This window comes from Streptomyces sp. NPDC052701 (genome assembly GCF_040678355.1).
Taxonomy (GTDB): Bacteria; Actinomycetota; Actinomycetes; order Streptomycetales; family Streptomycetaceae; genus Streptomyces.
On sequence record NZ_JBFATO010000032.1, the window covers coordinates 55870 to 75097 of the forward strand.

General features: G+C 76.2%; 15 protein-coding genes and 1 riboswitch. Of the genes, 14 read left to right on the plus strand and 1 reads right to left on the minus strand.

All coding sequences use genetic code 11. The features are described from left to right. The first annotated feature begins 15 nt into the window (after positions 1-15). From AB0L29_RS28015 to cobC, 14 genes are all read left to right on the plus strand, one after another. Positions 16-237, plus strand: a complete 222-nt coding sequence (locus AB0L29_RS28015; protein WP_365830764.1) for a hypothetical protein — start codon at positions 16-18, stop codon at positions 235-237. Positions 238-450: 213 nt separating this feature from the next. After that, positions 451-525, plus strand: a riboswitch (cobalamin riboswitch). Between the two features lie 120 nt (positions 526-645). Further along, on the plus strand, positions 646-1590 hold the full coding sequence (locus tag AB0L29_RS28020; RefSeq protein ID WP_365830766.1) for a cobalamin biosynthesis protein: 945 nt from the start codon (positions 646-648) through the stop codon (positions 1588-1590). Continuing rightward, on the plus strand, positions 1587-3131 hold the full coding sequence (locus tag AB0L29_RS28025) for a cobyric acid synthase (protein WP_365830768.1): 1545 nt from the start codon (positions 1587-1589) through the stop codon (positions 3129-3131). The genes AB0L29_RS28020 and AB0L29_RS28025 overlap by 4 nt, the downstream gene beginning before the upstream one ends. Further along, positions 3128-6781: a cobaltochelatase subunit CobN gene (cobN, locus tag AB0L29_RS28030; RefSeq protein ID WP_365830770.1), complete on the plus strand. Its 3654-nt coding sequence runs from the start codon at positions 3128-3130 to the stop codon at positions 6779-6781. The genes AB0L29_RS28025 and cobN overlap by 4 nt, the downstream gene beginning before the upstream one ends. Next, positions 6778-8787, plus strand: a complete 2010-nt coding sequence (locus AB0L29_RS28035) for a putative cobaltochelatase (RefSeq protein ID WP_365830772.1) — start codon at positions 6778-6780, stop codon at positions 8785-8787. Before cobN ends, AB0L29_RS28035 begins: the two co-directional genes overlap by 4 nt. Continuing rightward, complete coding sequence (gene cobO / locus AB0L29_RS28040; RefSeq protein WP_365830774.1) at positions 8787-9386, plus strand: cob(I)yrinic acid a,c-diamide adenosyltransferase; 600 nt, start codon at positions 8787-8789, stop codon at positions 9384-9386. The genes AB0L29_RS28035 and cobO overlap by 1 nt, the downstream gene beginning before the upstream one ends. Next, positions 9380-10729 carry a cobyrinate a,c-diamide synthase gene (locus AB0L29_RS28045; protein ID WP_365830776.1) on the plus strand — a complete coding sequence of 450 codons (1350 nt, stop codon included), beginning with the start codon at positions 9380-9382 and terminating at the stop codon, positions 10727-10729. The genes cobO and AB0L29_RS28045 overlap by 7 nt, the downstream gene beginning before the upstream one ends. Beyond that, the gene (gene cobI / locus AB0L29_RS28050; RefSeq protein WP_365830778.1) at positions 10726-11457 is read left to right on the plus strand and encodes a precorrin-2 C(20)-methyltransferase; all 732 of its coding nucleotides are present in this window, start codon (positions 10726-10728) and stop codon (positions 11455-11457) included. Before AB0L29_RS28045 ends, cobI begins: the two co-directional genes overlap by 4 nt. A gap of 154 nt (positions 11458-11611) precedes the next feature. Further along, a complete protein-coding gene (gene cobM, locus AB0L29_RS28055) occupies positions 11612-12430 on the plus strand; it encodes a precorrin-4 C(11)-methyltransferase (protein ID WP_365830780.1) in 819 nt (272 codons plus the stop codon). Further along, the gene (gene cbiE, locus AB0L29_RS28060) at positions 12427-13668 is read left to right on the plus strand and encodes a precorrin-6y C5,15-methyltransferase (decarboxylating) subunit CbiE (RefSeq protein ID WP_365830782.1); all 1242 of its coding nucleotides are present in this window, start codon (positions 12427-12429) and stop codon (positions 13666-13668) included. Before cobM ends, cbiE begins: the two co-directional genes overlap by 4 nt. Beyond that, the gene (gene cobJ / locus AB0L29_RS28065; RefSeq protein WP_365830784.1) at positions 13665-15347 is read left to right on the plus strand and encodes a precorrin-3B C(17)-methyltransferase; all 1683 of its coding nucleotides are present in this window, start codon (positions 13665-13667) and stop codon (positions 15345-15347) included. The genes cbiE and cobJ overlap by 4 nt, the downstream gene beginning before the upstream one ends. A 14-nt stretch (positions 15348-15361) precedes the next feature. Then, positions 15362-16003 (plus strand): precorrin-8X methylmutase, encoded by a 642-nt coding sequence (locus AB0L29_RS28070; protein ID WP_365830817.1) that lies wholly within the window; start codon positions 15362-15364, stop codon positions 16001-16003. Continuing rightward, the gene (locus AB0L29_RS28075; protein ID WP_365830786.1) at positions 16000-16926 is read left to right on the plus strand and encodes a sirohydrochlorin chelatase; all 927 of its coding nucleotides are present in this window, start codon (positions 16000-16002) and stop codon (positions 16924-16926) included. The genes AB0L29_RS28070 and AB0L29_RS28075 overlap by 4 nt, the downstream gene beginning before the upstream one ends. Next, complete coding sequence (gene cobC / locus AB0L29_RS28080) at positions 16916-17998, plus strand: Rv2231c family pyridoxal phosphate-dependent protein CobC (RefSeq protein ID WP_365830788.1); 1083 nt, start codon at positions 16916-16918, stop codon at positions 17996-17998. The genes AB0L29_RS28075 and cobC overlap by 11 nt, the downstream gene beginning before the upstream one ends. Positions 17999-18122: 124 nt before the next feature. On the opposite strand, the gene AB0L29_RS28085 is transcribed toward cobC, so the two are convergent. Further along, a complete protein-coding gene (locus AB0L29_RS28085) occupies positions 18123-19220 on the minus strand; it encodes an amidohydrolase family protein (protein WP_365830790.1) in 1098 nt (365 codons plus the stop codon). Positions 19221-19228: the final 8 nt, after the last annotated feature.

Sequence of the window (19228 nt, forward strand, 5' to 3'; positions counted from 1 at the left end):
AGGAAGAGAAGCAGCATGAAGATCGACTGGGCGGCCCTCGGCTCCGTCTTCGGCGTCAGCCTCGTGGTCACCGTGGCTCTCGTCGGCCTGTTCACCCTCGGCGTCACGGGCCTGTCGCGGCGCGAGCGGGCCGCCGCGCAGGGCGGCACCGCCGCCCTCGCGGTCACCGGCGCGTACGCCTGCTTCGCGGCGTGCGCGGCGGCGGTGGCGTACGGGATCTACCTGATCGTGGCCTGACCGACGGCAACGGCACCGAGCGGGGTGCGGGACGGACCACCGTCCCGCACCCCGCCGCCGTGTCGCCCCCTCCCCGACTCGCGCCGCCACGGCCCCGGGACACGGCCGGCCACCCGTGTGTGGGCCTGAGCACACTCCTCCTGCGCAGGTCAACGGCAAGTTGACGGGTGTTCGCGGGCCGTGGTGGACTGCCGGAGCCAGTGCGGCGGCAAGAGAGGAAGCCGGTGGAAGTCCGGCGCGGTCCCGCCACTGTCACCGGGGGCGGTCGTCCCCGGGAGCCAGGAACTCTCACCGCCGGTCTCGTCGAACCAGGGCGTGGACACCCTGAGTGAGGACATATCGCCATGCGCGCCTGCCGTTTGAGCCGCCCCCGCCGAGCCCTGCCCCACCCCGCCGCGGGCTGAGCCCATGGGTGCCGATCGCGTCTTCGCGTACGGCGCCGCCGCCGGCCTCCTCGGTGACCTGCTCCTCGGCGATCCGCGCCGCGGGCACCCGGTCGCCGTGTTCGGGCGGGCCGCGGGTGCCGTGGAACGGGCGCTGTGGCGGGACCACCGCGGGTGGGGCGCGCTGCACACCGCCCTGTGCGTGGGCGGCGCCGTCGCCCTCGGGGCCGCCGCCGCCCGTGCCGTACGGACCTCCCCCGCCGCCTCCGTCGCGCTGACCGGCGCCGCCACCTGGGCCGTGGTCGGCGGGACCTCGCTCGCGCGGGAGGCCACCGCCGTCGCCCGCGCCCTGGAGGCCGGCGACGTCGAGGCCGCCCGCGAGCGGCTGCCTCATCTGTGCGGGCGCGATCCGCAGGCGCTGGACGGCGACGGGATCGCCCGCGCGGTGGTCGAGTCGGTGGCCGAGAACACCTCCGACGCCGTCGTGGGGGCGCTGGTGTGGGGGGCCGTCGCCGGTGTGCCGGGGCTGCTCGGGTTCCGCGCCGTCAACACCCTCGACGCCATGGTGGGGCACAAGTCCCCCCGGTACCGGCGCTACGGGTGGGCCTCCGCGCGCCTGGACGACCTCGCCGGGTGGCCGGGGGCCCGGCTGACCGCCGCGCTCGCCGCCGTGGCGGGGGACGATCCGCGCGGCGCCGTGCGGGCCTGGCGCGCCGACGCCCGCCGGCACCCGAGCCCCAACGCCGGGCCGGTGGAGGCCTCGTTCGCGGGGGCGCTCGGGGTGCGGCTCGGCGGGACGCTCTCCTACGGCGGGCGGGTCGAGCACCGGCCCGTCCTCAACGGGGACGCCGGACGCGCCGTCCGGGTCACCGACATCCGGCGGGCCGTACGGCTCTCCCGCCGGGTCAGCTGGCTCGCGCTCGGCGTCAGCGCCGTCGCGCGCCTCGTCGTGAAGGGACGTACCACATGAGCGGGGGTCTCCTCGTCGCCGGAACCACCTCCGACGCCGGCAAGAGCGTCGTCACCGCGGGGATCTGCCGGTGGCTGGTGCGGCAGGGCGTCAAGGTCGCGCCGTTCAAGGCGCAGAACATGTCCCTGAACTCGTTCGTGACGCGCGAGGGCGCCGAGATCGGGCGGGCGCAGGCCATGCAGGCCCAGGCGTGCCGCGTCGAGCCGACCGCGCTGATGAACCCGGTGCTGCTCAAGCCCGGCGGCGAGCAGAGCAGCCAGGTGGTGCTGCTGGGCAAGCCGGTGGGCGAGCTGAGCGCGCGCGGCTACCACGGCGGGCGCCGGCAGGCGCTGCTGGGCACGGTGCTGGACTGCCTGGAGCAGTTGCGGGGCACGTATGACGCGGTGATCTGTGAGGGGGCCGGCTCTCCCGCCGAGATCAACCTGCGGCGGACGGACATCGTGAACATGGGCGTCGCGCGGAGCGCGCGGCTGCCCGTGCTCGTCGTCGGCGACATCGACCGGGGCGGGGTCTTCGCCTCCTTCTTCGGGACCGTCGCCCTGCTGTCCCGCGAGGACCAGGAGCTGGTGGCCGGGTTCCTCGTCAACAAGTTCCGCGGGGACGTGTCCCTGCTGGAGCCGGGGCTCGACATGCTGCACGGGCTGACCGGGCGGCGTACGTACGGCGTGCTGCCGTTCCGGCACGGGCTCGGCATCGACGAGGAGGACGGGATGGGGGTCCCCCCGCGCGAGCGGAGCCGGGCGTGGCGGAACGTCTCGCAGCGCGGGACCGTCCGCGAGCCGGACGTCGCGCCGCCCGTCGGCGAGGACGTGCTGCGGGTCGCCGTGTGCGCGGTCCCGCTGATGTCGAACTTCACCGACGTGGACGCGCTGGCCGCCGAACCGGGCGTGGTGGTGCGGTTCGTGGACCGGCCGGAGGAGCTGGCCGACGCCGACCTCGTGGTGGTCCCCGGGACCCGCGGGACCGTCCGGGCGCTGGACTGGCTGCGCGAGCGGGGTCTGGCCGACGCGCTGGTCCGCAGGGCGTCCGAGGGGCGGCCCGTGCTGGGGATCTGCGGCGGCTTCCAGGTGCTCGGCGAGCACATCGAGGACGACGTCGAGAGCCGCCGCGGGTCCGTCGACGGGCTCGGTGTGCTGCCGGTGCGGGTGCGGTTCGCCCGCGAGAAGACGCTGGCGCGCCCCGCGGGCGAGGCCCTGGGCGAGCACGTCGAGGGCTACGAGATCCACCACGGCGTCGCCGACGTCACCGGCGGTGAAGCCTTCCTCGACGGCTGCCGGGTCGGCCAGACCTGGGGCACGCACTGGCACGGCTCGCTGGAGTCGGACGGGTTCCGGCGCGCCTTCCTGCGCGAGGTGGCGGCCGCCGCGGGCCGCCGCTTCGTGCCGGCCCCCGACACGTCGTTCGCCGCGCTGCGCGAGGAGCAGCTCGACCGGCTCGGCGACCTGATCGAACAGCACGCGGACACGGACGCGCTGTGGCGGCTCATCGAGTCCGGCGCGCCGCAAGGACTGCCCTTCATCCCACCGGGAGCGCCCGCATGAGCACAGTGTTGTTGTTGTCGACCGCCGACACGGACCTGCTGGCGGCCCGTGCCTCCGGCGCGCCCTACCGGATCGGCAACCCGGCCCGCATCGACGTCGCCGGGGAGCTGCCCGCGCTGATCGCGGGCGCCGACGTCGCCGTCGTGCGGCTGCTCGGCGGCAAGCGCGCCTGGGAGGACGGGCTGGCCGCGCTGAAGGCGTCCGGGATCCCGACCGTGCTGCTCGGCGGCGAGGCCGTGCCGGACGCGGAGCTGATGGCCGAGTCGTCGGTGCCGGCCGGTGTGGTGGCCGAGGCGCTGAAGTACCTGGTCGAGGGCGGGCCCGCCAACCTCACCGAACTGGCGCGCTTCCTGTCGGACACCGTGCTGCTGACCGGCGAGGGGTTCGTCGAGCCGCGGAAGATGCCCGAGTACGGCGTGCACGGCGAACGCCCGTTCGCCGAGGGCCGCCCGACCGTCGGCGTGCTCTTCTACCGCGCCCACGAACTGAGCGGCAACACCGCCTTCGTGGACACCCTGTGCGACGCGATCGAGGCCCACGGCGCCAACGCCCTGCCGGTGTACTGCGGTTCGCTGCGCGGCGCCGACGACGGGCTGTACGAGATCCTGGCGCGGGCCGACGCCCTGGTCGCCACCGTGCTCGCGGCCGGCGGCACGCACGCCTCGCAGGCCTCCGCGGGCGGCGACGAGGAGTCCTGGGACATCGGCCGGCTGGCCGAGCTGGACGTGCCCGTGCTGCAGGGGCTGTGCCTGACCACCTCGCGCGCCGCCTGGGAGGAGTCGGACGCCGCCCTGTCCCCCATGGACGCGGCGATGCAGGTCGCGATCCCCGAGTTCGACGGCCGTCTGGTCACGGTGCCGTTCTCCTTCAAGGAGCAGGGCCCGGACGACGTGCCCGTGTACGTCGCCGACCCCGAGCGGGCGGCGCGGGTCGCCGGGATCGCCGTACGGCACGCGCGGCTGCGGCACAAGGCGAACGCGGACAAGCGGATCGCGCTCGTCTTCACCGCCTACCCGACCAAGCACTCCCGGGTCGGCAACGCGGTCGGCCTGGACACCCCCGCCTCCGCGGTACGGGTGCTGGACGCGCTGCGGGACGCCGGCTACGGCGTCGAGGGCCACCCGGACGACGGCGACGAGCTGATCCACCGGCTCATCGAGGCCGGCGGCCACGACGTGGAGTGGCTGACGGAGGAGCAGCTGGCCGCCGCGCCCGCACGGGTGCCGCTCGCGGACTACCGGGCGTGGTTCGACAAGCTCGACCCGCAGCTGCGGGACGCCATGACCGAGGCGTGGGGCGAGCCGCCGGGCGGCCTGTACGTGGACGGCGAGGACATCGTGCTGGCGTCCCTGCGGTTCGGGAACGTCGTGGTGATGATCCAGCCGCCGCGCGGCTTCGGCGAGAACCCGATCGCGATCTACCACGACCCCGACATGCCGCCCTCGCACCACTACATGGCGGCCTACCGGTGGCTGGAGAACACCTTCCGGGCCGACGCGATCGTGCACATGGGCAAGCACGGCACGATGGAGTGGCTGCCGGGCAAGGGCCTCGGGCTGTCGCGCGGGTGCGCCCCGGATGCCGTGCTCGGCGACCTGCCGCTGGTCTACCCGTTCATCGTCAACGACCCCGGCGAGGGCACCCAGGCCAAGCGGCGCGGCCACGCCACCGTCGTCGACCACCTGGTGCCGCCGATGGCCCGCGCCGACACCTACGGCGACCTGGCCAAGCTGGAGCAGCTGCTCGACGAGTACGCCCTCGTCTCCGACCTGGACCCCGCCAAGGCCCCGGCGGTCCGCGCCCAGATCTGGACCCTCGTCAAGGCGGCCGAGCTCCACCACGACCTGCACGTGGACGAGCAGCCGGACGACGAGGAGTTCGACGAGTTCGTCATGCACATCGACGGCTACCTGTGCGAGATCAAGGACGTGCAGATCCGCGACGGCCTGCACGTCCTGGGCGGCGGGCCGTCCGGCGAGTCCCGCGTCAACCTCGTGCTGGCCGTGCTGCGCGCCGCGCAGGTGTGGGGCGGGCGGGCGGACGCGCTGCCGGGGCTGCGGGCGTCGCTGGCCGGGCACTTCGGGCTGGTGGAGAAGGAGCTGCTGGCCGAGCCGGGCGCGCCGGTGAAGGTGCCGGCCGAGCTGACGGACCTGGTGGACGGCCCGTCCCGCACCGCCTCCGACGCGATCGACCTGCTGGAGCAGCTGTGCCGGCGGGTCGCGGAGGGCATGGAGGCCCGCGGCTGGGACGCGGCCGCCGTCCCCGCCCTGGTCCGCGAGGTCCTCGGGGCCGACCTGCCCGAGGCCGCGGCCGTGCTGGAGTTCGCCTGCACCGAGGTCGTGCCGCGCCTGGCGCGCACCACCGACGAGATCGGGCACATCCTCAAGGCGCTCGACGGCGGCTACGTCCCGGCGGGCCCCTCCGGATCCCCGACCCGCGGCCTGGTCAACGTCCTGCCGACCGGGCGGAACTTCTACTCCGTCGACCCCAAGGCGATCCCGTCCCGGCTGAGCTGGGAGGTCGGGCAGTCGCTCGCCGACTCGCTCGTCGCGCGCTACCTGCAGGACACCGGGGAGTACCCGAAGTCCGTCGGCCTGACGGTGTGGGGCACCTCCGCCATGCGCACCCAGGGCGACGACATCGCCGAGATCCTGGCCCTGCTGGGCTGCCGCCCCGTGTGGGACGACGCCTCGCGCCGGGTGACCGGCTTCGAGATCGTCCCCCCGGCGGAGCTGGGCCGGCCGCGCATCGACGTCACCGTCCGCATCTCCGGCTTCTTCCGGGACGCGTTCCCGCACGTCGTCGGCCTCATCGACGACGCGGTGCGGGCGGTGGCCGAGCTGGACGAGCCCGCCGAGCAGAACTACGTGAAGGCCCACGCCGACCAGGACACCGCCGAGCACGGCGACCGGCGGCGCGCGACCGCCCGCATCTTCGGCTCCAAGCCGGGCGCGTACGGGGCCGGTCTGCTGCCGCTGATCGACGCGCGCAACTGGCGCTCGGACGCCGACCTCGCCGAGGTGTACGCCGTGTGGGGCGGCTACGCGTACGGGCGCGGGCTGGACGGGCGGGCCGCGCGCGGGGACATGGAGACGGCGTTCCGGCGGATCGCCGTGGCCGCGAAGAACGTCGACACCCGCGAGCACGACCTGGTCGACGCCGACGACTACTTCCAGTACCACGGCGGCATGGTGGCCATGGTCCGGCACCTCACCGGGTCCTCCCCCGAGGCGTACGTCGGCGACTCCGCCACGCCGGACCAGGTGAGGACGCGCACGCTGGGCGAGGAGACCCACCGCGTCTTCCGCGCCCGGGTGGTCAACCCGCGCTGGATGGCGGCGATGCGGCGGCACGGCTACAAGGGCGCCTTCGAGATGGCGGCGACCGTGGACTACCTGTTCGGGTACGACGCCACGGCCGGGGTCGTGGACGACTGGATGTACGAGAAGCTCAGCGCGGAGTACGTCTTCGCCCCGGAGAACCGGGACTTCATGAAGAAGTCCAACCCGTGGGCGCTGCGCGGCATCACCGAGCGGCTGCTGGAGGCCGCGGACCGCGGGCTGTGGGCGGAGCCGGACGCGGACACCCTGGAGCGGCTGCGCGCCACCTACCTGGAGCTCGAAGGCGATCTGGAGGGCGACGAGAAGTGACCACCCCCTTTCCGTTCACGGCCGTCGTCGGCCAGGACGACCTGCGGCTCGCGCTGCTGCTGAACGCCGTCTCGCCGGCGGTCGGCGGTGTGCTGGTGCGCGGCGAGAAGGGCACCGCCAAGTCCACGGCCGTGCGGGCGCTGTCGGCGCTGCTGCCGGAGGTGGCCGTGGTGCCCGGCTGCCGTTTCTCCTGCGATCCCGCCGCCCCCGACCCGGGCTGCCCGGACGGGCCGCACGAACCGGGCGCGGGCACCGCACGCCCCGCCCGCATGGTGGAGTTGCCGGTCGGTGCCTCCGAGGACCGGCTGGTGGGCGCACTGGACATCGAGCGGGCCCTGTCCGAGGGCGTGAAGGCCTTCGAGCCCGGCCTGCTCGCCGCCGCGCACCGCGGCATCCTGTACGTCGACGAGGTCAACCTCCTCCACGACCACCTGGTGGACCTGCTGCTGGACGCGGCGGCGATGGGCGCCTCGTACGTGGAGCGCGAGGGCGTCTCGGTGCGGCACGCGGCGCGGTTCCTGCTGGTGGGCACCATGAACCCCGAGGAGGGCGAGCTGCGGCCGCAGCTGCTCGACCGGTTCGGGCTGACCGTGGAGGTCGCGGCCTCGCGCGAACCCGACCAGCGGGTGGAGGTCGTCAGGCGGCGGCTGGCGTACGACGCCGACCCGGCCGGCTTCGCGGCCCGGTGGGCCGAGGAGGAGACCGCCGTGCGGGCGCGGATCGCCGCCGCGCGGGAGCTGCTGCCGCGGGTGCGGCTCGGTGACGGGGCGCTGCGGCAGATCGCGGCGACCTGCGCCGCCTTCGAGGTGGACGGCATGCGCGCCGACATCGTGATGGCCCGGACGTCGACCGCGCTGGCGGCGTGGGCCGGGCGCACCGAGGTGCTCGCCGAGGACGTGCGGCAGGCCGCGCTGCTCGCGCTGCCGCACCGCCGCCGGCGCAACCCCTTCGACGCGCCGGGCCTGGACGAGGACAAGCTCGACGAGACGCTGGAGGAGTTCGGCGGTCCGCAGGACGACGACCCGGACCCCGACCCGGGTCCGGACGGGCCCGGCGGGGGCGGCGGGGGCGGCGGGGAGCCGGCCCCCGGCGGCGGCCCGCAGGGCGGGGACGCCGCCGCCCGTCCCGAGGCCGGGGAGGAGGGCGAACCGCGGCCTTCCGGTGCCTTCGAGCAGGCCCCCGCACGGGCCGCCGAGCCGTTCCGCACGAAGGTGCTGAGCGTGCCCGGCATCGGGGAGGGCGCCGCCGGGCGGCGCTCGCGCGCGCGGACCGAGCACGGGCGCACCACCGGGGCCCGCCGGCCGCGGGGGGCGCTGACCAGGCTGCACCTGGCGGCGACCGTGCGGGCCGCCGCCCCGCACCAGCGGGCCCGCGGCCGGTCGGGGCCGGGCCTGGTGGTCCGCCGGGACGATCTGCGGCAGGCCACCCGCGAGGGGCGCGAGGGCAACCTCGTGCTGTTCGTCGTGGACGCCTCCGGGTCGATGGCGGCCCGGCAGCGGATGGGCGCCGTGAAGGGCGCCGTGCTGTCGCTGCTGCTCGACGCGTACCAGCGGCGCGACAAGGTGGGGCTGGTGACCTTCCGGGGCTCGGGCGCCGAGGTCGCGCTGCCGCCCACCTCGTCCGTGGACGCGGCGGCGGCCCGCCTCCAGGCGCTGCCCACGGGCGGGCGCACGCCGCTGGCCGCCGGGCTGCTGAAGGCCCACGACGTGCTGCGCGTCGAGCGGCTGCGGGACCCGGCGCGGCGCGCGCTGGTCGTGGTCGTGACCGACGGACGGGCCACCGGGGGCGTCGAGCCCGTCGCGCGGGCCTCCCGTGCCGCGCGGCTGTTCGCGGCCGAGGGCGTCGCCTGCGTGGTCGTGGACTGCGAGACGGGTCCGGTGCGGCTGGGGCTGGCCGGGCGGCTCGCCGGTGAGCTGGGCGGCGCCGCCGTGACGCTGGAGGAGCTGCGGGCCGATTCGATCGCCGGGCTGGTCAGGGAAGTTCAGGGCAACAGGAGGGCCGCGTAGTGCCGCAGGGACAGCCGAGCGTCATCCCCGACGACGGACTGACGACCCGTCAGCGCCGCAACCGGCCGCTCGTCGTCGTGCACACGGGCGTCGGCAAGGGCAAGTCGACCGCCGCCTTCGGGCTCGCGCTGCGGGCCTGGAACCAGGGGTGGCCGATCGGGGTGTTCCAGTTCGTCAAGTCGGCCAAGTGGAAGGTCGGCGAAGAGCGGGCGCTGCGCGTGCTCGGCGACTCCGGCGAGGGCGGGAGCGTCGCCTGGCACAAGATGGGCGAGGGCTGGTCCTGGGTGCAGCGCGACGCGCAGATGGACAACGAGGAGAAGGCCCGCGAGGGCTGGGAGCAGGTCAAGCGGGACCTGGCCGCCGAGACGTACCGGCTGTACGTGCTCGACGAGTTCGCCTACCCGATGCACTGGGGGTGGGTCGACACCGACGAGGTCGTCGAGGTGCTGCGCAACCGGCCGGGGACCCAGCATGTGGTGATCACCGGGCGGAACGCGCCGGAGAAGCTGGTGGACCTCGCCGACCTGGTGACCGACATGTCCAAGGTCAAGCACCCCATGGACGTCGGGCAGAAGGGGCAGAGGGGCATCGAGTGGTGACCTCCGTACCCCGGCTGGTCATCGCCGCGCCGTCCTCCGGCAGCGGCAAGACCACCGTCGCCACGGGGCTGATGGCCGCGTTCGCCGCGCGGGGGCTCGCCGTCTCCCCGCACAAGGTCGGACCCGACTACATCGACCCCGGGTACCACGCGCTCGCGACCGGGCGGGCGGGGCGCAACCTCGACGCGTACCTGTGCGGTCCGGAGCTGATCGGGCCGCTGTTCGCGCACGGCGCGCGCGGGTGCGACCTCGCCGTGGTCGAGGGCGTGATGGGGCTGTACGACGGGGCCGCCGGGGAGGGCGAACTGGCGTCCACCGCGCAGGTGGCGAAGCTGCTGCGGGCGCCGGTGGTGCTGGTCGTGGACGCCTCGTCGCAGTCGCGGTCGGTGGCGGCGCTGGTGCACGGGTTCGCCTCCTGGGACCCGCAGGTGCGGGTCGGGGGCGTGATCCTGAACAAGGTCGCCTCCGGCCGGCACGAGGAACTGCTGCGGGAGGCGCTGGACGCGGCCGGGGTGCCGGTGCTGGGGGCGCTGCGGCGGGTCCGGCAGGTGGACACGCCCTCCCGTCACCTGGGGCTGGTGCCCGTCGCCGAGCGGCGGGCGCAGGCCGTGGAGGCCGTCGCGGCGATGGCCGCGCAGGTGTCCGAGGGCTGTGACCTGGAGGCGCTGGCGGCGCTGGCGCGCAGTGCGGGCGCGTTGCCGTGCGCGGCCTGGGAACCGCCCACGGCCCCCGCGGAGCGGCGTGCGGTGGTCGCCGTGGCCGGCGGTCCCGCCTTCACCTTCTCCTACGCCGAGCACGCCGAGCTGCTCGCCGCCGCCGGAGCCGAGGTCGTCCCCTTCGACCCGCTGCGCGACGAGCGGCTGCCCGAGGGGACGCGCGGGCTGGTGATCGGCGGCGGCTTCCCGGAGGTGTACGCCGCCGAGCTGTCCGCCAACGAGCCGCTGCGCGAGGCCGTCGGCGCCCTGGCGCGAAGCGGCGCCCCCGTGGCCGCCGAGTGCGCCGGGCTGCTCTACCTGTGCCGGGAGCTGGACGGGCGGCCGATGTGCGGGGTGCTCGACGCCACCGCCCGGATGACCGGGCGGCTGACCCTCGGCTACCGGGACGCCGTGGCCGTCGAGGACAGCGTCCTCGCGGCGGCCGGGACGCGGATGCGGGGGCACGAGTTCCACCGGACCGCCGTAGAGCCCGGCTCGGGGACGGCTCCCGCCTGGGGCGTGCGGGCCCCGCGGCGGCGGGTCGAGGGTTTCGTACAGCGCGGTGTGCACGCGAGTTACCTGCACACGCACTGGGCGTCCGAGCCCGGTGTCGCCCGTCGGTTCGTGGAGAGGTGCCGGACGTCATGAGCAGCAGGCTGATCGGGGTCGGGGTCGGCCCCGGGGACCCGGAACTGGTGACCGTCAAGGGCGTCAACGCCCTGCGGGCCGCCGAGGTCGTCGTCGTGCCCGTCATGGACACGGGCGAGCGGGGGCGGGCCGAGGCGACCGTGCTGCACTACGTGTCCCCGGAGAAGGTCGTCCGGGTGGTGTTCGCGCTGAACGAGCGCACCGACCGGGCGCGCCGCGAGGCCGCCTGGGACGCGGCCGGCGAGCGGGTGGCCGGGCTGCTGAGGGCCCACCGGTCCGTCGCCTTCGCGACGATCGGCGACCCCAACGTGTACTCGACGTTCACCTACCTCGCGCAGACGGTCGCCGAGCTGGTGCCGGGGACGGCCGTGGAGACCGTGCCGGGCATCACCGCCATGCAGGACCTGGCGGCGCGCTCCGGGGCCGTGCTCACCGAGGGGACCGAGCCGCTGACGCTCGTGCCGGTCACCGCGGGGGCGACCGTGCTCAAGGAGGCGCTGGCCGGCCCCGGGACCGTCGTCGCCTACAAGTTCGGGCGGCAGGCCCGGGAGGTCGCCGAGGCGCTGCGGGAGACCGGGCGGATCGGCGACGCCGTGTGGGGCTCGGCGCTCGGGCTGCCGGAGGAGTCCGTCCGGTCGGCCGCCGACCTCGACGGCGCCGCCCTGCCGTACCTGTCCACGCTGATCGCGCCCGCGCCGCGCGGGGGCGGGCGGGGCGGCAAGCTGTGAGCCCGTCCGTGTCACCGGGGTCGCCGGGGCGGCGTCCCCGGGAACGCGCCCGGCGCGACGAGGACCGCCGTGCGCCCCTGCCCCCCGATCGAGCCCCGGGCGCGCAGGCGCGACCCGGCACGCGTTGAAGTTCCGTACGAGAGGACCCGAACCCATGGCCGATGCCCCCACCGGCAAGGTGACCTTCGTCGGTGCCGGCCCCGGCGCCGCCGACCTGCTGACGTTCCGCGCCGCGCGCGCCATCGCGGAGGCCGACGTCGTGATCTGGGCCGCCAGCCTGGTCCAGGCGGAGGTCCTGCAGCACGCGCGCGAGGACGCGGAGATCCTGGACTCGGCGACGATGCCGCTGGAGGACGTGGTGGCCGTGTACCGGCGGGCCCACCGGGAGGGCCTGAGGGTCGCCCGCATCCACTCCGGCGACCCGGCCCTGTGGGGCGGCACGCAGGAGCAGCTCGACCGGTGCGCGGAGATCGGCATCGCGACGGAGATCGTCCCGGGCGTGTCCTCGTTCTCCGCGGTGGCCGCGCTCGCCCGGCGGGAGCTGACCATCCCGGAGGTCGCGCAGTCCGTGGTGCTGACCCGGCTGGGCGGGGGCAAGACGCCGATGCCGCCCGGGGAGGAGGTCCGCGAGTTCGCCCGGCACGGCACGACCATGGCGATCTTCCTGTCGGCGGCCCGCAGCGGGCAGCTGGTGCGGGAGCTGCTGGAGGGCGGCTACCCGACGACCACGCCGGTCGTCGTGGCCCACCAGGCGACCTGGCCGGAGGAGCTGATCGTGCGGTGCACGATCGGCACGCTGGAGGAGACCGTCAAGGAGCACAAGCTCTGGAAGCACACGCTCTTCCTGGTCGGCCCGGCCCTGGACGCGCACGGCACGCGCTCGCACCTGTACCACCCCGGTCACTTCCACGGCTACCGCAAGGCCGACCCCGAGGCCCGCAGGGCCCTGCGCACGCGGGGTGCGAGCACGTGATCACCGTCGTCGGCACCGGGACGGGCGCGCCGCCCGACCCGGACGTCCTGGCCGGGGCCGAGCTCGTCGTCGGCGGGCGGCGGCACCTGGACGCCGCGGCGCTGCCGGGGACGGCCGAGCGGGTGGTCCTCGGGCCGCTGGCGCCCGCGCTGGACACCGTGGCGCGGTACGTCCGCGCGGACCGTCCGGTGGCCGTGCTGGCCTCCGGCGACCCCGGGTTCTTCGGGATCGTGCGGGCGCTGGCCGAGCGGTTCGGGCCCGAGCGGCTGGACGTGCGGCCCGGGGTCTCCTCCGTCGCCGCCGCCTTCGCGCGGATCGGGCTGCCCTGGGACGACGCCGTGGTGGCCAGCGCGCACGGGCGGGACCTGCGCACGGCCGTCAACCTCTGCCGGGCGCACCCCAAGGTGGCGGTGCTGACCGGGCCCGGCGCCGGGCCCGCCGAACTCGGGGCGGCGCTGCGCCCGTACCGGCGCGTCCTCGTCGTCGCGTCCGCGCTCGGCTCGCCGGACGAGCGCCTGGAGCGGGTCACGCCCGCCCAGGCCGCCGCCCGCGACTGGGGGACGGCGGTGAGCGTCGTCGTGTGCCTGGACGAGTCCCGGGCGCTCGGCCCCGCGCGGACGGTCGCGGGAGCGGCCCGGCGGCCGGCCGGCTGGGCCCTGGACGAGGCCGAGTTCGCCCACCGCGACTCGATGATCACCAAGTTCGAGGTGCGGGCACTGGCCCTGGCGCGGCTCGGGCCGCGCCCCGGCGACCTGGTGTGGGACGTCGGCGCGGGCTCCGGGTCGGTGGCCGTGGAGTGCGCCCGGCTGGGCGCCGCCGTCACCGCCGTGGAGAAGGCCCCGGACGGCGTCGAGCGGATCCGCGCCAACGCCGCCGCCCACGGTGTCGACGTGCGGGTGGTGCACGGAGCCGCGCCCGCCGCGCTCGCCGGCCTCGACGATCCCGACGATCCCGACGCGGTGTTCGTGGGCGGCGGGGGGCGTGAGCTGCCCGCCGTCGTCACGGCGTGCGCGCGGCGCGCCCGGCGGACCGTGGTCGTCGCGATGGCCGCGCTGGACCGGGTGCCGGCCGCGCGCGAGGCGCTGACCGGCGCGGGGTTCGCCTGCGACGGGGTGCTGGTGCAGGCGTCGCGGCTCGCGCCGCTGCCGGGGGACGTGACCCGGCTCGCGGCGACCAATCCCGTCTTCCTGCTGTGGGGCGTCAGGCCCCGGGCACGTACCGAAGGAGTTGCCCAGTGATCGGCCTCATTTCCGCCACCGCGGCGGGGGCGGCGGCGCGGGACCGGCTGGCCGCGGCGTGGCCGGACCGCACGCGTGTGTACGACGGTCCCGTCCCGGACGCCGTACGGGCCGCGTTCGCCCAGTGCGAGCAGCTCGTGTGCTTCCTGGCCACGGGGGCGGTGGTGCGGATGATCGCGCCGCTGCTGGCGGACAAGACGAGCGACCCGGGCGTGGTGTGCGTCGACGAGGGCGGGCGGTTCGCCGTCTCCCTGGTCGGCGGCCACGGCGGCGGGGCCAACGAGCTGGCCCGCGAGGTCGGCGAGGTGCTGGGTGCCGAGCCCGTGGTGACCACGGCGACGGACGCCGCCGGCCTGCCCGGCCTGGACACGCTCGGCCTGCCGGTGGAGGGCGACGTCGCCGCCGTCTCGCGCGCCCTGCTGGACGGCGAGCCGGTGGCGCTGCGGGCGGAGGTGGCGTGGCCCCTGCCGCCGCTGCCCGTCACCGGCGACGGGCCGTACGCGATCCGGGTGACGGACCGCCTCGTCGAGCCCGCCGCCCGCGAGGTGGTACTGCGCCCGCCGTCCCTGGTGGTGGGGGTGGGTGCGTCCAGGGGGGCGCCCGTCGCGGAAGTGCTCGACGTGATCGAGGGTGCCCTGCGGGACGCGGGACTGTCCGTGCGCAGCGTCGCCGAGCTCGCCACCGTGGAGGCCAAGCGCGACGAGCCCGGCCTCGTGGCCGCGGCCGGACGGCTCGGCGTGCCGCTGGTGACGTACGCCGCCGAGGAGCTGGCCCGCGTCGAGGTGCCCAACCCCTCCGACGCGCCGCTCGCCGCCGTCGGCACCCCCTCGGTGGCGGAGGCCGCCGCCCTGGCGCGCGGCGGCGAACTCCTCGTCCCCAAGCGGAAGTCGGCCGCGAGCCCGGCGATGGCCACCTGTGCCGTCGTACGACGGCCCGGGCGCGGGCGGCTCGCGGTGGTCGGGCTCGGGCCGGGCGCCCGGGACCTGCTCACCCCGCGGGCGAAGGCCGAACTCCGGCGCGCCTCCGTGCTCGTCGGGCTCGACCAGTACGTCGACCAGATCCGCGACCTGCTGCGGCCCGGCACCCGGGTCCTGGAGTCGGGGCTGGGCGCCGAGGAGGAGCGGGCCCGCACGGCGGTGGCCGAGGCGAGGCGCGGGCAGGCCGTCGCGCTGATCGGCAGCGGGGACGCCGGCGTGTACGCCATGGCCTCCCCCGCGCTCGCCGAGGCGTCCGACGACATCGACGTGGTGGGCGTGCCCGGGGTGACGGCGGCGCTGGCGGCCGGGGCGATCCTGGGCGCGCCGCTCGGCCACGACCACGTCTCGATCAGCCTGTCCGACCTGCACACGCCGTGGGAGGTCATCGAGCGGCGGGTGCGCGCGGCGGCCGAGGCGGACCTCGTGGTGACCTTCTACAACCCGCGCAGCCGGGGCCGGGACTGGCAGCTGCCCAAGGCGCTCGCGATCCTCGCGGAGCACCGGGAGCCCGCCACGCCGGTCGGTGTCGTACGCAACGCCTCCCGGCCGGACGAGTCCCACCGGGTGACGACCCTGGCGGCGCTCGACCCGTCGACGGTCGACATGATGACGGTCGTGACCGTGGGCAACACCGCGACCCGCACGATCGCGGGGCGCATGGTGACGCCGCGCGGCTACCGCTGGCAGGAGGAACCCAAGTGAGCCGGGCGAGCCGGGTGACCCGTGTGGTCCACCCCATCGAGCAGGAGTCCTTCCGGCGGCTGCGCGCCCGCCTGGACACCTCCCGCTTCCCGCCGCTGACCCGGGCGGTCGTGGAGCGCGTGATCCACTCCTCCGCCGACCTGGAGTACGCGCACGACCTCGTCATGGACGAGGGCGAGCTGGTGAGGGCGCACGCCGCGCTGCACGCCGGGGCGCCGGTCGTCGTGGACGTGGAGATGGTGGCCGCCGGGATCACCCGGCGCGAGACCGTCTGCCGCCTGAAGGACGCCCAGGCCGGTCCGGGCCTGACGCGTTCGGCGCACGCCGTGCGGCTGGCGTACGAGCAGGTGGGCCCCGGCGCGCTGTGGGTGATCGGCTGCGCGCCGACCGCCCTGGAGGAACTGCTGGCCCTGGACGCCGCGCCCGCGCTCGTCATCGGGCTGCCCGTCGGTTTCGTCGGCGCGGCCGAGTCCAAGGCCGCGCTGCGCGAGAGCGGGCTGCCCGCCGTGAGCAACGTGTCCGAGAAGGGCGGCTCCGCGGTCGCCGCCGCCGCGCTCAACGCCCTGCTCTACCACGCGCCTCCACCCGGCCCGTCCGGCCCGTCCGATCCTTTCGATTCTTCTGATTCTTCCGATCCGTCCGAGGAGAACCTGTGACCACCCCGCCCGCCCTGCTCATCGCCGGACACGGCACCCGGGACGACGCCGGAGCGGAGGCGTTCCGCGACTTCGTGCGGGAACTGGGGCGCCGCCACCCCGGACTGCCCGTCGCCGGCGGCTTCATCGAGCTGTCCCCGCCGCCGCTGGGCGAGGCCGTCACCGAGCTGGTGGAGCGGGGCGTGCGGCGGTTCGCCGCCGTGCCGCTGATGCTGGTCTCCGCCGGGCACGCCAAGGGCGACATCCCGGCGGCCCTGGCCCGCGAGAAGGAGCGCCACCCCGGCATCTCGTACACCTACGGGCGGCCGCTGGGCCCGCACCCGGCGCTGCTGAGCGTGCTGGAGCGGCGGCTGGACGAGGCGCTGGGCGGTCCGGCCCGCACGCCCGCGGACCGCTCCGACGTGACCGTGCTGCTGGTGGGGCGCGGGTCGACGGACCCGGACGCCAACGCCGAGGTGTTCAAGGCGGCGCGGCTGCTGTGGGAGGGGCGCGGGTACGCGGGCGTGGAGACGGCGTTCGTGTCCCTGGCGGCGCCGGACGTACCGAGCGGGCTGGAGCGCTGCGCGCGGCTGGGCGCGAGGCGGATCGTCGTCCTGCCCTACTTCCTGTTCACCGGCATCCTGCCGGACCGGGTGCGGCGGCAGACCGAGGACTGGGCGGCCGCGCACCCGGAGGTCGAGGTGCGGTCGGCGGACGTCATCGGGCCGGAGCCGGAGCTGCTGGACCTGGTGATGGAGCGGTACGAGGAGGCCCTGAAGGGCGATCTGCGGATGAACTGCGACTCGTGCGTGTACCGCATCGCGCTGCCGGGCTTCGAGGACAAGGTGGGGGCGCCGCAGCAGCCGCACTACCACCCGGACGACGACGGCCACCACCACGGGCACGGGCACCATCACCACGGGACGCATTCGCATGCGCACTGACGACGGGCCCGACCTGCGGCACCACGGGGACGCGGAGGTCCGTGACGACGGCGCGGCGCTGGTCGACCTGGCGGTGAACGTGCGCGCGGACACCCCTCCCGGATGGCTGCGGGAGGTGCTCGCCGCGTCGCTGGACGGCCTGGCCGCCTACCCCGACGGGCGGGCCGCGCGGGCGGCGGTGGCCGCGCGGCACGGCCTGCCGGCGGACCGGGTGCTGCTGACGGCGGGCGCCGCGGAGGCGTTCGTGCTGCTGGCGCGGGCGCTGAAGGTGCGGCGGCCGGTGGTGGTGCACCCGCAGTTCACCGAGCCGGAGGCCGCGCTGCGGGACGCCGGTCACACGGTCGACCGGGTGCTGCTGCGGGAGGCGGACGGTTTCCGGCTGGATCCCGGGGCCGTCCCCCAGGACGCGGACCTGGTGGTAATCGGCAACCCGACGAACCCGACGTCGGTGCTGCACCCGGCCGCGACGATCGCCGCGCTCGCCCGCCCGGGGCGGTACCTGGTCGTGGACGAGGCGTTCATGGACGCCGTGCCGGGCGAGCGGGAGGCGCTGGCCGGGCGGACGGACGTGCCCGGGCTGGTGGTGCTGCGGAGCCTGACCAAGACGTGGGGGCTGGCCGGGCTGCGCGTCGGGTACGTGCTCGCGGCGCCGGAGACCGTCGCGGAGCTGGAGCGGGCCCAGCCGCTGTGGCCGGTGTCCACGCCCGCGCTGGCGGCGGCCGAGGCGTGCGTGGGGCCCCGGGCCCTGGCGGAGGCGGCGCACGCGGCCCACCGGATCGCGGCGGACCGCGCCCACCTCGTCGCCGGGCTCGGGGAGTTCGCACCGCTCGGGCTGCGGGTGGTGGAGCCCGCGGACGGGCCCTTCGTCCTGGTCCGGCTGCCCGGGGCGGCGGCCGTGCGCCGGCGGCTGCGCGAGCTGGGCTTCGCCGTGCGGCGCGGGGACACGTTCCCGGGGCTGGGCGGGGAGTGGCTGCGGCTGGCGGTCCGGGACCGGGCGACGGTGGACGGGTTCCTGCGGGCGCTGGGCGAGGCTGTGCGGGTGCCCGCCCACCCGTCCGGACCGGCGGACTGAGAGGTCTCCCCGGGGCCCCGACCCCGGCCGCGGCGGTGGGCGGTGGGCGGTCCGCGTCTTCGGCGGCCTGCGTGGGGTTCCCGCCTCCGCGGGCACGCGCGTCGCCCCGTGCCCGCCCGGCCGCCTACCCGACCACCCTGCCGTTCAGCACCACCCGCCGCGGGGCCGCCAGCACCCGTACGTCCGCCCGCGGGTCCTCGTCGTAGACCACCAGGTCCGCCGGTGCCCCCTCGTCCAGGCCGGGGCGGCCGAGCCAGGCGCGTGCCGCCCAGGTGGTCGCCGACACCGCCGCGAGCGGCGGGATGCCGGCGGTGACCAGTTCGGCGACCTCGGCCGCCGCCAGGCCGTGGGCGAGCGAGCCGCCCGCGTCGGTGCCGACGTAGACCGGGATGCCGGCGTCGTAGGCGCCCCGCACGGTGTCGTAGCGGCGGGCGTGGAGCCGGCGCATGTGGGCCGACCAGCGGGGGAACTTGCCCTCGCCGCCGTCGGCGAGCCGGGGGAAGGTCGCGATGTTCACCAGGGTCGGGACGATCGCCACACCCCGCTCGGCGAACAGCGGGATCAGCTCCTCCGTCAGGCCCGTGGCGTGCTCGATGCAGTCGATGCCCGCCTCCACCAGGTCCCGCAGGGAGTCCTCCGCGAAGCAGTGCGCGGTCACCCGCGCGCCCAGGCGGTGGGCCTCGGCGATGGCCGCCTCGGCCGCCTGGCGCGGCCAGCAGGCCGACAGGTCGCCGAGGTCGCGGTCGATCCAGTCGCCGACCAGCTTGACCCAGCCGTCGCCGCGCCGGGCCTCCCGGGCGACGTACGCGACGAGCTCGTCCGGCTCGACCTCCCAGGCGTAGTTGCGGATGTAGCGGCGGGTGCGGGCGATGTGCCGGCCGGCCCGGATGATCTTCGGCAGGTCCTCGCGGCCGTCGATCCAGCGGGTGTCGGAGGGCGAGCCCGCGTCGCGGATCAGCAGGGTGCCCGCGTCCCGGTCGGTCAGCGCCTGCTTCTCGGCGACGTCCTCGGGCACCGCGCCGTGCTGGTCCAGGCCGACGTGGCAGTGCGCGTCGACGAGGCCGGGCAGGGCCCAGCCCTCGACGGTGCGGACGTCCCGCGCGCCGGCGGGCCGGTCGTAGGAGATCCGGCCGTCGACCACCCACAGCTCGTCCCGGACCTGGTCCTCCTCCGGGCCGACGAGCACTCGTCCCCTCACGTGCAGCACCGCGTGTTCGCTCATGCACCGCA